At 71.6% G+C, this 14,337-nt stretch carries 12 protein-coding genes; 3 read left to right on the top strand and 9 right to left on the bottom strand.

What is annotated here, in order from left to right; genetic code table 11:
• Positions 1 to 20: 20 nt before the first annotated feature.
• Positions 21 to 1,397, bottom strand: a complete 1,377-nt coding sequence (locus tag ACSHXN_RS28390; RefSeq protein WP_438304121.1) for an MFS transporter — start codon at positions 1,395 to 1,397, stop codon at positions 21 to 23.
• A 405-nt stretch (positions 1,398 to 1,802) separates the two neighbouring features.
• Between ACSHXN_RS28390 and ACSHXN_RS28395 the strand changes: the two genes are divergently transcribed.
• Positions 1,803 to 3,845 (top strand): bifunctional glycosyltransferase 87/phosphatase PAP2 family protein, encoded by a 2,043-nt coding sequence (locus tag ACSHXN_RS28395; RefSeq protein WP_438304123.1) that lies wholly within the window; start codon positions 1,803 to 1,805, stop codon positions 3,843 to 3,845.
• Here ACSHXN_RS28395 and ACSHXN_RS28400 read toward each other — a convergent pair.
• Entirely contained in the window at positions 3,802 to 5,430 is a 1,629-nt protein-coding gene (locus ACSHXN_RS28400; protein WP_355132129.1) for a glycosyltransferase family 87 protein, read from the bottom strand. The two genes, ACSHXN_RS28395 and ACSHXN_RS28400, sit on opposite strands and share 44 nt — an antisense overlap.
• A gap of 201 nt (positions 5,431 to 5,631) precedes the next feature.
• Positions 5,632 to 6,867: a cytochrome P450 gene (locus tag ACSHXN_RS28405; RefSeq protein ID WP_355132269.1), complete on the bottom strand. Its 1,236-nt coding sequence runs from the start codon at positions 6,865 to 6,867 to the stop codon at positions 5,632 to 5,634.
• 259 nt (positions 6,868 to 7,126) lie between these two features.
• Between ACSHXN_RS28405 and ACSHXN_RS28410 the strand changes: the two genes are divergently transcribed.
• A complete protein-coding gene (locus tag ACSHXN_RS28410) occupies positions 7,127 to 8,296 on the top strand; it encodes a steroid 3-ketoacyl-CoA thiolase (protein ID WP_355132130.1) in 1,170 nt (389 codons plus the stop codon).
• Here the strand turns inward: ACSHXN_RS28410 and ACSHXN_RS28415 are convergent.
• Positions 8,280 to 8,486: a DUF397 domain-containing protein gene (locus tag ACSHXN_RS28415; protein WP_355132131.1), complete on the bottom strand. Its 207-nt coding sequence runs from the start codon at positions 8,484 to 8,486 to the stop codon at positions 8,280 to 8,282. The two genes, ACSHXN_RS28410 and ACSHXN_RS28415, sit on opposite strands and share 17 nt — an antisense overlap.
• Positions 8,446 to 9,294, bottom strand: coding sequence for a helix-turn-helix domain-containing protein (locus ACSHXN_RS28420; protein WP_356112827.1), 849 nt, complete (start codon positions 9,292 to 9,294; stop codon positions 8,446 to 8,448). Before ACSHXN_RS28420 ends, ACSHXN_RS28415 begins: the two co-directional genes overlap by 41 nt.
• 92 nt (positions 9,295 to 9,386) lie before the next feature.
• Between ACSHXN_RS28420 and ACSHXN_RS28425 the strand changes: the two genes are divergently transcribed.
• Positions 9,387 to 9,806 (top strand): ATP-binding protein, encoded by a 420-nt coding sequence (locus ACSHXN_RS28425; RefSeq protein ID WP_438304127.1) that lies wholly within the window; start codon positions 9,387 to 9,389, stop codon positions 9,804 to 9,806.
• 101 nt (positions 9,807 to 9,907) lie between these two features.
• Here ACSHXN_RS28425 and ACSHXN_RS28430 read toward each other — a convergent pair whose 3' ends face one another.
• The 4 genes from ACSHXN_RS28430 to ACSHXN_RS28445 form a co-directional block, all read right to left on the bottom strand.
• Entirely contained in the window at positions 9,908 to 10,321 is a 414-nt protein-coding gene (locus ACSHXN_RS28430; RefSeq protein WP_355132132.1) for a transglycosylase SLT domain-containing protein, read from the bottom strand.
• Positions 10,322 to 10,730: 409 nt separating this feature from the next.
• On the bottom strand, positions 10,731 to 11,567 hold the full coding sequence (locus tag ACSHXN_RS28435; protein WP_355132133.1) for an ECF transporter S component: 837 nt from the start codon (positions 11,565 to 11,567) through the stop codon (positions 10,731 to 10,733).
• Entirely contained in the window at positions 11,564 to 13,252 is a 1,689-nt protein-coding gene (locus ACSHXN_RS28440; RefSeq protein WP_355132134.1) for an ABC transporter ATP-binding protein, read from the bottom strand. The genes ACSHXN_RS28435 and ACSHXN_RS28440 overlap by 4 nt, the downstream gene beginning before the upstream one ends.
• Positions 13,249 to 14,337, bottom strand: a complete 1,089-nt coding sequence (locus ACSHXN_RS28445) for an energy-coupling factor transporter transmembrane component T (RefSeq protein WP_355132135.1) — start codon at positions 14,335 to 14,337, stop codon at positions 13,249 to 13,251. Before ACSHXN_RS28445 ends, ACSHXN_RS28440 begins: the two co-directional genes overlap by 4 nt.

Below are 14,337 nucleotides of genomic sequence, written 5' to 3' on the forward strand. Positions count from 1 at the left end.
GTGCCGCCACCGGCCGCGCCTCAGCCGCGCGCGGGCTCGACCGACGGTGCGGAACCCGGCAGCGGGCGTCCCGCCGACTCCGCCATGAACCACACCGCGGCACCGCCGATCACGGCCGCCGCCATCATGTAGTAGGCAGGCATCATCATGTTCCCGGTCGCACCGATCAGCGCCGTGACCACCAGCGGCGTGGTGCCGCCGAACAGCGACACGGAGACGTTGAAGCCGATCGACAGCGAGCCGTAGCGGACCCGGGTGGGGAAGAGGGCGGGCAGTGCGGCCGGCATCGCCGCGGTGAAGCAGACCAGCAGCAGCCCCAGCGCGCCCATGCCGAGCGCCACCGCGAGCAGTCCGCCCTGGCGGATCAGCAGCACGGCCGGAACCGACAGGAACAGGAAGCCGGCGCAGCCCGCCGCGATCAGCGGGCGGCGGCCGATCCGGTCGGTGAGGGCGCCCGCGAACGGCTGCACGACCATCATCAGCGCCATCACGCCGAGCACCACCAGCAGTCCGTGGGTCTCGTCGTACTTCAGCTCACTGGTCAGATAGCTCGGCATGTACGACAGCAGCATGTAGTCGGTGACGTTGAAGACGAGCACCAGGCCCATGCACAGCAGCAGCGCCTTCCACTGGCCGGTGATCATCTCGCGCAGCGGCACCCGGGGGCGGGCGGCCTCCGCCTTCTCCACCTCCGCGGCGAACGCCGGGGTCTCCTCCAGGCGCATCCGCAGATAGAGGCCGATGATGCCCATCGGACCCGCGATCAGGAACGGGATCCGCCAGCCCCACGACACCAGGTCGTCGGAGGACAGCAGCGCGGTCAGCAAGGTGACCAGGCCCGCACCGCCGATGTAGCCGACGAGGGTGCCGAACTCCAGCCAGCTGCCGAAGAAGCCGCGCCTCTTGTCCGGGGCGTACTCCGCGATGAACGTGGACGCGCCCGCGTACTCGCCGCCGGTCGAGAAGCCCTGTACCAGGCGGGCGGCGAGCAGCAGGACCGGTGCGCCGACGCCGATCGTCGCGTACGACGGGATCAGGCCGATCGCGAACGTGCCCGCAGCCATCATGATCATGGTCAGCGCGAGCACCTTCTGCCGCCCGACGCGGTCGCCGAGCGGTCCGAAGACGGTGCCGCCGAGCGGGCGGACCAGGAAGGCGGCGGCGAAGGCGCCGAAGGTGGACAGCAGCTGTGCGGTGGGGCTGCCGGACGGGAAGAAGACCTTGCCGAGCGTCACGGCGATGTAGCTGTAGACGCCGAAGTCGAACCACTCCATCGCGTTGCCGAGGGCTGCGGCCTTCACGGCACGCCTGACCAGCGCCGGGTCGGTGACGGTGGCGTCCGTGCGGGCGGGTGCCCCGGATGCGACGTGGGCCTGGGGTGGAGCGACGATCGACAAGATTCCGCTCGCCTGCCTTTCGACGGGGACAAGGACGGGGCCCGCCGCCGGGCGGTGGACCGATGGCCTGCCCCGGGGGGTGGCCGAAAGGCGACCATAGGTGCAGTTGCCGCTCTCACGGACCGTGAGTGAATCGATGCATGCTGCACCTGAATGCGGCCCGAGCAGGGGTGATGGACCGGCCGCGGCGCGCCGCGCGCCGTCCGATTTGTGATCCTTCTCGCGCAGCGGGGGTGGAACCGGAACGGCCCACGGCTATCGTCATCCGGACAAAAGGTGGGCGGACCTCAGGTGAAGAGGGGGTTGCCTGCGTCTCATCGTGGGGGGCCGAGAACCTCATAGGGTTCGGGCACGGGGTAACACACGGGACGCACGGGACGAACGGGGCGGGAGGGCCGACGGGGCGTGGCGAACGTGGAGCACGGCGGGCAGATGGGCGGTGCCTTCGGGGCGGGGAACGCACACGAGGCGAAGGCACGGCTGAAGGTGGCCCGCGTCGGGCTCTGGGCGGTCGCCGCCGTTCTGGCGGTGCGCCAGGTCGCCGTCGTCCTCGGCACGCCCCGGGGAGAACGGCTGACGGACCTCGAGACCTGGGTCGGGACCAACGGGGTTCTGCACGTGAACGGGTCGTTGTACGACTCGACGCGGTTCACCGGCACCCCGTTCGCCGGGCTCGTCCTCAAGCCGCTCACCCGGGCGGCACAACAGGCCCTCGGCTGGGGCTGGACCTTCGGCACGCTGCTGCTGGTCGTCGCGCTCGGCCTGATCGCCGCCCGTGCCCTGCCCAAGCCGGTGACCCGGCGCAGTTCGCTGCTGGCGGCGCCTGTCGCGATCAGCCTGCTGATGCTGTCGCTGCCGGTGCGCAACACCCTGTATCTCGGCCAGACCAGCATCATCCCGGTGCTGCTCGTCCTGCTCGGCTGCTTCGCCGTGCGCGGGGAACGCACCAGCGGAGTGCTGATCGGCCTGGGCGCCGCGCTCCAGCCGACCGTGCTGCTGTTCGCGCCCCTGCTGTGGTTCACCGGCCGCCGCCGTGCCGCTGCCTCCACGGCGGGCACCTTCGCCGTGTGCACCGCGCTCGCCTGGGCCGCGATGCCGCACGACTCGTACACCTACTGGGTGCACCACCTGGCCGGCACCGGGCTCGGGGGCAAGGCCGACGACCACGCCAACCAGTCCCTGCACGGCGCCCTGCTCAGGCTGGGACTGTCCGGACCGCTGGAGATCGGGCTGTTCTTCGTGCTGGGCACCGCCGTCGCGGTCCTCGGGCTGCGCCGAGCGATCCGGTACGCGCACGACGGACAGCTTCTGCTCGCCGTCGCGGTCACCGGGTGCGTCGCCGTCGCCGTTTCGCCGACGAGCTGGCAGCACCAGCTGCTGTGGGTGCTGCTGGCGGTGGTCGGCCGGGTCGGCACAAGGGCCTCCGACCGCTATGTGTGGCCGGTCGCCGTCGTCCTGCTGATGACGCTGCCCGCGAGGATGATGCTGCCGAACATGGGGGTGCTCGAGCCGCTCCGCGACAACCTGGTGCTCCTGGCGGCCCTCGGCGCCGCCATCTGTGTGCCGTTCCTGTCCCGGACCTCCCCCCACTACCGGACGCCGATTCCCACCGAGTACGCGCGGCCCGTGCCCACCCGGTGGAAGCGCGTCCCGCTCCTGCCGTTCCTGCGCCGGGTCCTCACCCGCCCGAACCTGCTGCTCGAACTGCTGCTGATCCGGGTCACCTACGCCGCCTACGCCCAGGTCCGGCTCGCGGCGACGGGCGACAGCAGCACGGCGGGCCGGGTCACCGCCGAGCACCACGGCGATCAGATTCTCGTGGTCGAACGCCTTCTGCACATCGACGTCGAGCGCTGGGTCAATCACGCCGTCGCCGGGGTCGGCTGGCTGCGGGGCTTCTTCGACTTCTACTACGAGTCCTTCCACTTCGTGTTCCCGCTGGCCGTCCTGGGCGTGCTGTACTGGCGCCGCCCGGTCGACTACCGCTGGGCGCGCTCGGTGCTCGGCTTCACCACCTTCACGGCGCTGATCGGCTTCTGGCTCTACCCGCTGGCTCCGCCGCGCCTGATGCCGCAGCTCGGGATCATCGACACCGTGCACGGTGTGCAGGACTTCTCCAAGCCGGACTACGGCACGCTCACCGCGCTCACCAACCAGTACGCGGCGATGCCGTCCCTGCACTTCGGCTGGTCCCTGTGGTGCGGTCTCACCATCGCGATCCTCGCGCCCAGGTGGTGGATGAAGGTGCTCGGCCTGCTCCATCCCCTCTTCACGGTCTCGGCGATCGTGGCGACCGGCAACCACTGGGTGCTGGACGCGGCCGGCGGCGCCGCCGTCGTCGGTCTCGGCTTCGGGCTGGCCCATCTGTTCCAGGGGCCGCGGGCGCGGGTGACGGCGGCCGCGGTCAGCAGTGTCCCGGTGCCGGAGGCGGCCCGTACTCCGAGCTGATCCGGTACGTGCCCGGCGCGTTGACCGTCAGCCGGGTGAACTCGCCCTGCGGGCCGAGGCAGCCGCCGTCGGTGTGCAGCCACGGCGAGTGGGCGACCCGCACCGTCACCGAGCCGGGGCGCGGGACACGTACGTCCACCTCGGCGCTCGTCGTGCGCACCACGGTGGCGGGTGCCGAGACCAGCGGGACCGCGTCGCGCACCCGGTACACCCGCCAGTGCGCGTCCTGCCACACCGGCTCGAGCCAGTCCGGACGGTGGTCGCGCACCAGCCGTGCCTCCTGCTCCGCGTACCCGTCGGGCTTGCCCAGCGGCAGGACGACCAGGCCGACCGCCCAGCGGTCGAGCCAGCGGCGGTAGGTCGCCGCCGAGAACGTGCCGTCGTAGAAGAGACGGCCCCGCTCCATGTCGAGCTGGCGGTTCCAGCCGCGGGCCAGGTTCATGTGCGGGGCGAGCGCGGTCGCCTCCCGGTGGTTGCGCGCGGGGACGACCTCGACGCGGGTACGGTCGGCGCCGAGCCCCCGCAACGCCCGGAGCACTCCGCCGGTGTCGGCGGCCCAGGCCGGCACCGCGGTGGAGACCCGGAGGTCGTCGACGGTCTTGCGACCCACCCAGACGACGGAGAGGACGAGCGCGGCGATCAGCAGGTTGCGCCGCAGCACGCGCAGCCGGGGCTGTCCCAGCAACGCCGCGAGCAGCGCCGCGGGCGCGAACAGCTCGGCGAAGCGCTCGACGTTCGTGCCGACCGGCGAGGGGATCAGATACGCGAGGACGGTTCCGGCCGCGTACACCACCCCGCTCCACCGTGCGACCCGCCAGTCCGGCGGGGCCAGGAGCGTGACGGCCAGTCCCAGCGCCACGGGCTGCCAGACGCGGTCGGCCGGCATCAACTGCTCGCCGGTGAAGGGGAACAGCACCGTGGTGGTGGCGACCACCGCGAACGGCGGCAGCAGCAGGACGAGGGCCCGCCGCCGGTCCCGTACGAACAGGAAGCCGGCCCCCACCACGGCCAGGAACAGCCCGGCGACCGGACTCGCCATGGTCGCGAGGGTCGCGTACGCGGCCGCAGGCAGCGGCCGCCGCTCCCTCCCCGCCAGCAGCACAGAGCCCGCGAGAGCGAACGCCATGCCCAGCGCGAAGGTCGTGCGCCCGGACGCCACGTTGCACCACAGCGCCAGCGACGCCAGCAGCGCGGGGCCGAGCGGCCGCGGGACCCCGGCGCGCGCGATCAGCACGGCGGCCAGCCAGGTGGCGGCGACACCGGAGACCACGGTGACCGTGCGTACGCCGAGCGCGGCCATCAGGTACGGGGAGAGCAGGCTGTAGTTGGCGGTGTGCATACCGCCGTACCAGAAGAGTCCGTACGCCGACCCGCCGTTGTGGGCGGCGAACCGGGCCCACGCCTGCTGGGCGGCGAGATCACCTCCGCCGGTGGCCAGGAAGAACCACCACACGGCGTACAGCGGCAGGGTGGGGAGCGTGGCGAGAAGCGGGACCCGATGGCGGTCCCGGAACGCCCGGAGAGGACGGTGCCGTACAGCGGCCGGGTGCTCGGGCCGGGTGAGGGCGAGGTCGGCAGGGGCCACAGGTGCGCGCTTCCGTTCGACGTCTTCGGCGGTGTGGGACGACTGTGCCCCCTGGTAGACGTGAAACGGAAGGAGGACGTTCACCCGGCTCCGGGACGCGTTGCCGGACGTCGCGGGGGAGGCAGGGGCGGGGCGCGGGGGGATGCCCCTGCCTCCCTCGAAACGGGCCGGCGGCGCCGGGAGGCCGACGGCCCGCGTCGGTCACTCCGTGCTGACCCGGAGTTCCTTCACGCCGTTGATCCAGGCCGAGCGCAGCCTTCGCGGCTCGTCGAACAGCCGGAGGTTCGGCATGGCATCGGCGACCGCATGGAAGATGAGATCGATCTCCAGCACCGCAAGGGACTTGCCGAGGCAGTAGTGCGGGCCACCGCCGCCGAAGCCGAGGTGCGGATTGGGGTCGCGGGTGACGTCGAAGACCTCCGGTCGGTCGAAGGTTTCGGGGTCGTTGTTCGCGGACGAGTAGAAGAGGCCGACCCGCTGGCCCTTCGTGATCCGCTTGCCGCCGAGTTCGGTGTCCTGGGTGGCCGTGCGCTGGAAGGCGACCACCGGCGTCGCCCAGCGGACGATCTCCTCCGCGGCCGTGGACGGGCGCTGCCGCTTGTAGAGGTCCCACTGGTCGGGGTGGGTGAGGAAGGCGTGCATGCCGTGCGTGATGGCGTTGCGCGTCGTCTCGTTTCCCGCGACGGACAGCATCAGGACGAAGAACCCGAACTCGTCGTAGGACAGGTTGCCTTCGCCTTCGGCGGCCACCAGTGTGGTGACGATGTCCTCGGCCGGGCACTGTTTGCGGTCGGCGGCCATGTTCATGGCGTAGGCGATGATCTCGGTGGCCGCCTCGGCGCCGACCTCCTCGGTGATGGCGTACTCCGGGTCGTCGTACGCGATCATCCTGTTGGACCAGTCGAAGATCTTGGCGCGGTCGTCCTGCGGGACGCCGATCAGCTCGGCGATGGCCTGGAGGGGCAGCTCGCAGGCGATCTCGGTGACGAAGTCGAACGGGCCCCTCTTCTCGAGGGCGCCCTGGACGATGGCGTGCGCACGGGCGCGCAGCCGCTCCTCCAGGGCACGGATGGCGCGCGGGGTGAAGCCGCGCTGGACGATCTGACGGACCCGGGTGTGCTCGGGTGGGTCCATGTTGAGCATGATCAGCCGCTGGGCGTCGATCGCGTCGCGCTCGATGTGCGGGTTGAACCGGATGATCGCGGTGTTCAGCGACGAGGAGAAGATCTCCGGATGGGTGGACACGTACTTGACGTCCGCGTGCCGGGTGACGGCCCAGTACCCCTCGTCCTGGAAGCCGGCCACATTGCCCGCCTGGGGTATCCAGCGCACCGGCTCGGCCAGGCGCAGTGCGGCGAACTCCGGGAGTGGGACGTGGTGGTGCAGTACGTCGGGGTCGGTGAAGTCGAACCCGTCGGGCAGCGCGGGACAGGGCATGGCGACCCCCAGCATTCTGACGGTCCATCAGGAATGGCCGTGAAGGTAGTAACGGGTTCTACAAGTCGCAAGGGGTGCGGCAACCCCAATTGCGTGCGGGATTCGTGCAGATCACGACTTCGGAGGCTGCAAGGCCCTTGCCACTGTGGCCCCGGTGTCAGCAGACTGCATGCAGAACTAGAACGCGTACTAGTTCTGCGTGGCGGGTGGGCCGGGACGCCCGCGCCGCGCGGGTGACCGAGGAGAGGACGAGCCCCCCATGGCCGCGGAACCCGTGATCGTCGAAGCCGTACGCACCCCCATCGGCAGGCGCGGCGGCGCGCTCGCCCATCTGCACCCCGCCTACCTCCTGGGCGAGACCTACCGCGAACTCCTCGGCCGTACCGGCATCCACGCCGACTGTGTCGAGCAGATCGTGGGCGGCACGGTGACGCACGCGGGCGAGCAGTCCATGAACCCCGCGCGCACGGCGTGGCTGACGATGGGCCTGCCGTACGAGACCGCCGCCACGACCGTGGACTGCCAGTGCGGTTCTTCGCAGCAGGCCTCGCACATGGTGGCCAACATGGTCGCGGCGGGCGTCATCGACGTCGGGATCAGCTGCGGTGTGGAGGCCATGTCACGGGTGCCGCTCGGCTCGGGCTCCAAGCACGGGCCCGGCAAGCCCTTCCCGGACGAGTGGAACGTGGACCTGCCGAACCAGTTCGAGGCGGCGGAGCGCATCGCCAGGCACCGGGGGCTGACCCGCGAGAACGTCGACTCGCTCGGACTCATCTCGCAGGAGCGGGCCGCGATCGCCTGGTCCGAGGAGCGGTTCAAGCGCGAGACGTTCGCCGTGCAGGTCCCGACCACGGAGGAGGAGCAGCGGGCCGGTCAGGGCATGTGGCGGCTGGTCGACCGGGACGAGGGACTGCGGGACACGTCCATGGAGGCGCTGGCCGGGCTCAAGCCCATCATGCCGACGGCGGTGCACACGGCCGGCAACTCGTCGCAGATCTCCGACGGCGCGGCGGCGATCATGTGGGTGTCCAAGCGGATGGCACGGGCGCTGAAGTTGCGGCCGAGGGCGCGCATCGTGGCCCAGGCGCTGGTGGGTTCCGACCCGCACTTCCATCTCGACGGCCCGATCGACGCCACGAAGGCCGTACTGGGGAAGGCCGGGATGTCCTTGAGGGACATCGACCTGGTCGAGATCAACGAGGCGTTCGCGTCGGTGGTACTGAGCTGGGCCCAGGTCTTCGGGCAGGATCTGGAGAAGGTGAACGTGAACGGCGGCGCGATAGCGCTGGGGCACCCGGTGGGTGCGACCGGGGCACGGCTGATCACCACTGCACTGCACGAACTGGAGCGCGCCGACAAGGAGTTCGCGCTCATCACCATGTGCGCGGGTGGCGGACTCGCCACCGGCACGATCATTCAGCGGTTGTAGACGCCCAGGAGACGAACGCCGAGTAGGCGGCGGGCCCGAGGGTGAGCACCGGCCCGGCGGGGGCCTTGGAGTCGCGCACGGCTACGGCGGCGTCCGGGAGTTCGGCGAATTCGAGGCAATCGCCCCCCTGGTCGCTGCTGTAGCTGGACTTACGCCACTCGATCCCCGTCGGCTTCGGCTTGCTCTCCATAGCGTTCCTCCATCACGCGCCGGATCAGCTCCGCCGAGTTCGCGAGGGACAGCGCGGCGGCCTGGAGATGATCGTAACGGAGCGAGCAATCCCTGACGGTGTCCAGACCGGCGGTCGGATGCCCGTTGCCATAGCTCTCCGTGTAGACGATGGCGGGGTCACTTGTAAAGCGGTAGAGATTGAACGAGCCCGTGAGTCCCGCATGTGCTCCGGCCGTGAACGGCAGCACCTGGATATTGATCCGGGGTTGGTTCTCGAAGGACAACAGACGGGCCAGTTGGTCGCGCATGGTCGAAGGGCCGCCGATTTCCTGGTACAGGGCGGCTTCGCTGAGGACCATCCAGAAGACGGGCGGCTCCTCTTTGACGAGGATGCGCTGCCTGGCCAGGCGTACTGCGGTGCGGTCGTCGAGGCGATTCCGGTCCAGTGCGCCGAGGGTGGCCCGCGCGTACGCCTCGGTCTGAAGGAGGCCGTGGACCATGCCCATCTGAAACGTGCAGATCTCCGCGGCCCGCGCCTCCAACTCCGCGACGTGTTGGAACCACGCCGGAAGCTGGCTGCGCATGACCAGTGCGACGAGCCGCGACAGCAACCCACCCGTCCCCAGCGCCGCGTCCACCCGCTCGCTGAACTCGGGTGTGGGCAGTTTCCGTGCCGTCTCGATCTGCCCGACCAGCGAACCCGTGTAGTTGACGATGTCCCCGAGCTGCTTCTGCGTCAGCCCCGCGGCCTCCCGATGGCGGCGCAGCTCGAACCCGTAGTAGTCGAGTGGTGAGGCGCCCGGGTCGAGGACGTTGACATGGGTCATGCGCGGCCCCCTCCTGCGCAACCGGGCCCACCGCGAGGCCGGTTGTATCCGATCCGTAGCCGAGCGTAGTCGTACCAGGTCAGCCTTGTACGGTGAACGACTACATTTCCCCGCCCCTCCTGGGTGCCTTCGCGAACCAGTACCGCATGCGCCTCGTCGTGGGCGAGCACTCGGCCCGGCATGTCCGCCGCATCGTCCGCTCCCTCCTGCGCGAGTGGGACATGGCGGACCTGGCGGACGCCGTGGAACTGGCCGTGACCGAGCTGGTCGCCAACGTCGTGCGCCATGTGCCCGACCGGCACTGCACGCTGCTGGTCCTGCGGCAGGCCGCGGGAGTCCGGGTGGAGGTGAGCGACGGGTGCTCCCGGCTTCCCTCGGTGCCGCACGCGCCGGCCCCGGACGCGGAAGGCGGACGCGGGCTGCTGCTCGTCGACGCCGTCGTCGACAAGTGGGGTGTGGAGCCGGAGCCTTCGGACGGCAAGACCGTGTGGTTCGAGTGCCTGGTGCTCTGACCCCGCACACCGCGCGCAAGCGGCGGGCGTATGCGGACATGCCGAAGGCGGCGGTCCCGGAGGGGGACCGCCGCCTTCGCGGCAGCGTGAGCTCGGCCGGCTCAGTACCAGTGGTGGGTGGACCAGAAGTTCCACGCGGCGACGGGGCTGCCGTAACGGGAGTTCATGTAGTTCAGGCCCCACTTGATCTGGGTGGCCGGGTTGGTCTTCCAGTCGGCGCCGGCGGAGGCCATCTTGGAGGCGGGCAGCGCCTGGACCAGGCCGTAGGCGCCGGACGAGGCGTTGGTGGCGTGCATGTTCCAGCCGCTCTCGTGGGAGACGATCTTGTTGAACGCTTCGTACTGCGCGGCGTCAGGAATCATCTGGTGCGCGATCGCCCGGGCGTTGGAGGCCGAGTCGGTGGCCGCGTGGGCGGGCACCGAGGTGAGCAGCATGCCGGACGCGGCGGCGGCGACGGCGGCAGTGGCGAAGGCCTTCTTCGGGGAAGCGACGCGGCGGATGAAGGAGACGGACACAGAGAACCTTTTCGTTCGGGGACAAGGAGTCGCAGGCATGCCGTTACCGCGTGGGGTGCGGTGGGGGCGTACGTCGGCGCCGCGGCCCGTGTGGGCTCGTCGGCGCCCGGCGACGTCATCCAGAGAAGCAGGCTCGAGGAATGTCCGCAATGACCCTTTTTACTAGTTGTGGTCGCATCGGGGATGTGTGGTGCTCGTGTGACCTGGCTCTCAATCCCCAGGTCGGAGCCTGGATTGCCGCGCTCATGCTCGTCCGCTCGATCTACGGCCACGGGCCGTAGGTGACCCCGCTCACGTGGGGCTCGTCACGGTTTGGGTCACCGACCGTCGAGGAGGTGACACGGAGCGGAGCCGAAGGGTGTGACCTGCGCCGCATGCCGGTGAGTCGGGATGTGACCGGTGTCTCGTCTCAGCGCGGCTCGAAGGCGATCGGGCTCTCGAAGGCGGCACGCCGGGTCGCCCGCCGCAGTGCCCTGAGCACGGCCGGACCGAGGAAGAAGGTCAGGACGACCGTGACGGCGGCCCGCCCGAGGTCCCAGCCCAGTGAGGTGGCCACGCAGTAGGCGACGAAGCGGGCCAGGTTGGCGGCGAGCCCGGCATGCGGGTCGAAGGCGATGCCGGAGGCGAGCGCGCTCATATAGGGCCAGCCGGCGAGGTTCATCACCGTGCCGTACGCGAACGCGGCCAGGAAGCCGTATCCGGCGAGCATCGCCGCCTCGCCCCGTCCCCGCAGCCGGTTGCCCGGCAGCAGCCCCGCGCCCAGGGTGAACCAGCCCATGGCCAGCATCTGGAACGGCAGCCAGGGTCCCACCCCGCCCGTCAGCAGGGCGGAGGCGAACATCGTCACGTTTCCCAGGACGAACCCGAAGCCGGGCCCGAGCACCCGCCCGCTCAGCACCATCAGGAAGAACATCGGCTCGATGCCGGCGGTCCCTGCACCGATCGGCCGCAGGGCCGCGCCGGTCGCGGCGAGCACGCCGAGCATCGCCACCGCCTTGGGACCGAGCCCCGACTCGGAGATCGTCGCCGCGACGACGGCGACGAGCAGCACCAGCAGACCGGCGAAGAGCCAGGGTGCGTCCTGGGCGTGCGCGCCGACCTGCGAGTCGGGGTCGGCGAACAGGGGCCAGGTGAACCCCGCGGCACCGACCGCGCTCACCAGCGCGAGAGCGGCGACGGACCGGGGGCCCAGGCGGACGGGACGGGCCCGGGAGGTGGCGGCCGGATTCGGTGTGCGGGGTGTCATGACGACAGCGCCTCCCGGACCTGGGCGACGGTGAGCCACTGCTGCGGGGCGAGGACCTTCGTCACCTGGGGTGCGAACGAGGGGGACGCGACGACCACCTCGGCGGCCGGCCCGTCGGCGACGACCTCGCCCTCGGCCAGGATCACCACCCGGTGGGCGAGTTCCGCGGCCAGCTCCACGTCATGGGTGGCCAGCACGATGGCATGCCCCTCGGCGGCGAGCCCGCGCAGCACGGCGACCAGACGCGCCTTCGCCGCGTAGTCCAGTCCGCGTGTCGGCTCGTCCAGGAGCAGCAGCCGGGGGCGTGCCGTGAGGATCACGGCCAGGGCGAGCGCCAGCCGCTGTCCCTCCGACAGATCCCTCGGGTGCGCATCGTCGGTGACGCCGGGCAGCAGTTCCGTCACCAGGGCCCGGCAGCTGCCGGGGGCGGCGTCCGCGTCCCGGTCCGCGGCCGCGCACTCGGCGCCCACCGTGTCCGCGTACAACAGGTCCCGTGGCTCCTGCGGTACGAGGCCCACGCGCCGTACCAGGTCGCGCGGTGCGGTGCGGTGCGGCACCACGCCGCCGGTCCGTACCGCGCCACGGGCCGGTTCGACGAGCCCGACGAGCGCGGACAGGAGCGTGGACTTCCCGGCCCCGTTGCGCCCCATGAGGGCCACGGTCTCACCCGCGGTGACGGTCAGGTCGACCCGGCGCAGCGCCTCGACGGCACCGCGGCGGACGGCCAGGGAGGTCACGGCGGCCGCGGGGTGGGCCTCCGCGGCGTCCGGGACGGTGCGCCGGCGCAGGAAGCGGCGCGGGACGGGGACTTCGGTACCGGGGCTCGACGCCGCGCGGTGCGACGGATCCCGGCCGTCCACGGGCGACGCGCCCGCGAGCCGTTCGCGCAGGGCGTCCGCGCGGCGGCGGGCGTCGCGCACCGTGAGGGGCAGGGGCGACCAGCCCGCCAGCCGGCCCAGGTCCACCACCGGCGGATACACCGGGGACAGGGCCATGACCTCCGCCGGGGCGCCGATGACCGGACGGACACGTGGGCCGGGGAGCAGGACGACCCGGTCGGCGTACTGGACGACCCGTTCCAGCCGGTGCTCGGCGAGCAGGACCGTCGTACCGAGATCGTGGACGAGCCGCTGCAGGACCGCGAGGACCTCTTCGGCCGCCGCGGGGTCCAGAGCGGAGGTCGGTTCGTCGAGGACGAGGACCTTCGGGTGGGGGGTGAGCACCGAGCCGATCGCGACGCGCTGCTGCTGGCCGCCGGACAGGGTGGCGATCGGCCGGTTCCGCAGATCGGCGAGACCCAGCAGGTCCAGGGTCTCCTCGACCCGCCGCCGCATGACGGCCGGGGCCAGCCCCAACGACTCCATGCCGTAAGCGAGTTCGTCCTCCACCGTGTCCGTCACGAAGTGGGACAGCGGATCCTGCCCCACCGTGCCCACCACATCGGCGAGTTCACGCGGCTTGTGGGTCCGGGTGTCGCGCCCGGCCACGGTGACACGGCCGCGCAGGGTGCCGCCGGTGAAATGCGGCACCAGTCCGCTCACCGCGCCCAGCACCGTGGACTTGCCGACCCCGGACGGGCCGACCAGCAGCGTCAGTTCACCCTCCGGGACCTCGAAGTCGACGCCCTCGACGGCGGGTTCGGCTGCCCCGTCGTACCTCACGGAGACATCCTCGAAGCGGATCACGCGGACTCCTCGGGTGCGGGGGTGACGAACGCGGGCAGCAGACCGACCAGCACGGCCGCGGCGGGCAGCAGGGGCAGCGCCGGAGCGGCCAGCGGGACGACACCGGGGTGCAGGGCCGCGGGGTCCAGGGCGGCGGCGACGGCCAGCACCGCCGCCGCCACGATCCCGGAACCGGCGACCAGCCACGCCCGTGCGCCCCAGACGTCCGGCCGGTAGCGCGTGCGCGGCGAGCGCCGGCCGCCGAGCCGGAGGCCGGCGACGGCGGCGGCGACGCCCACGAGCAGGACGGGAAGACCGTAGACGCCCCCTTCGGCCGTCAGCAGTCCGTACGTTCCCGCGCAGACGCCGAGGAGGCCGCCCAGGGTGAGGGCGGCGGTGGTGCGCCGGACGGCGGGGGGTACGTCGGCGGTGCGGCCGAAGCCGCGGGCGTCCATCGCGGCGGCGAGGGCGACCGAGCGTTCCAGTGCGCCTTCCAGGACGGGCAGTCCGACCTGGAGCAGTCCGCGCAGGCCCCGGTCGGGCCGGCCGCGCAGCCGGCGCGCCGCGCGCAGGCGCCGGACGTCGGCGACGAGGTGCGGGGCGAAGGTGAGGGCCACGACGACCGCCACGCCCGTCTCGTACAGGGCGCCCGGGAGCGCCTTGAGCAGCCGGGCCGGATTCGCCAGCGCGTTGGCGGCGCCGACGCAGATGAGCAGGGTGGCCAGTTTGAGGCCGTCGTACAGGGCGAAGACAAGGCCTTCGGCGGTGACCCGGCCGCCGATGCGGATGCCCTGGGCCCAGTGCGGCAGGGGGACTTCGGGCAGGGTCAGGACGGTGTGGGTGCCGGGGACGGGCGAGCCGAGGACCACGGCGAAGACCAGACGGATGACGAGGACCGCGAGGGCGAGTCTGGCGAAGGCCGCGTAGGAGCGGGACCACGGATCCCGTGTGCGGCGGGCCGCGACGACGTACGAGGACACGGCGACGAGGAGGGCCAGCACCAGTGGGTTGGTGGTACGGGTGGCCGCGACGGCGAGCCCCAGTGACCACAGCCACCAGGCGCCCGGGTGGACGGCCGGTCGGCCGCGACCGGTCGGGGGCGCCAT

This window comes from Streptomyces sp. HUAS TT11 (genome assembly GCF_051553595.1).
Classification (GTDB): Bacteria; Actinomycetota; Actinomycetes; order Streptomycetales; family Streptomycetaceae; genus Streptomyces.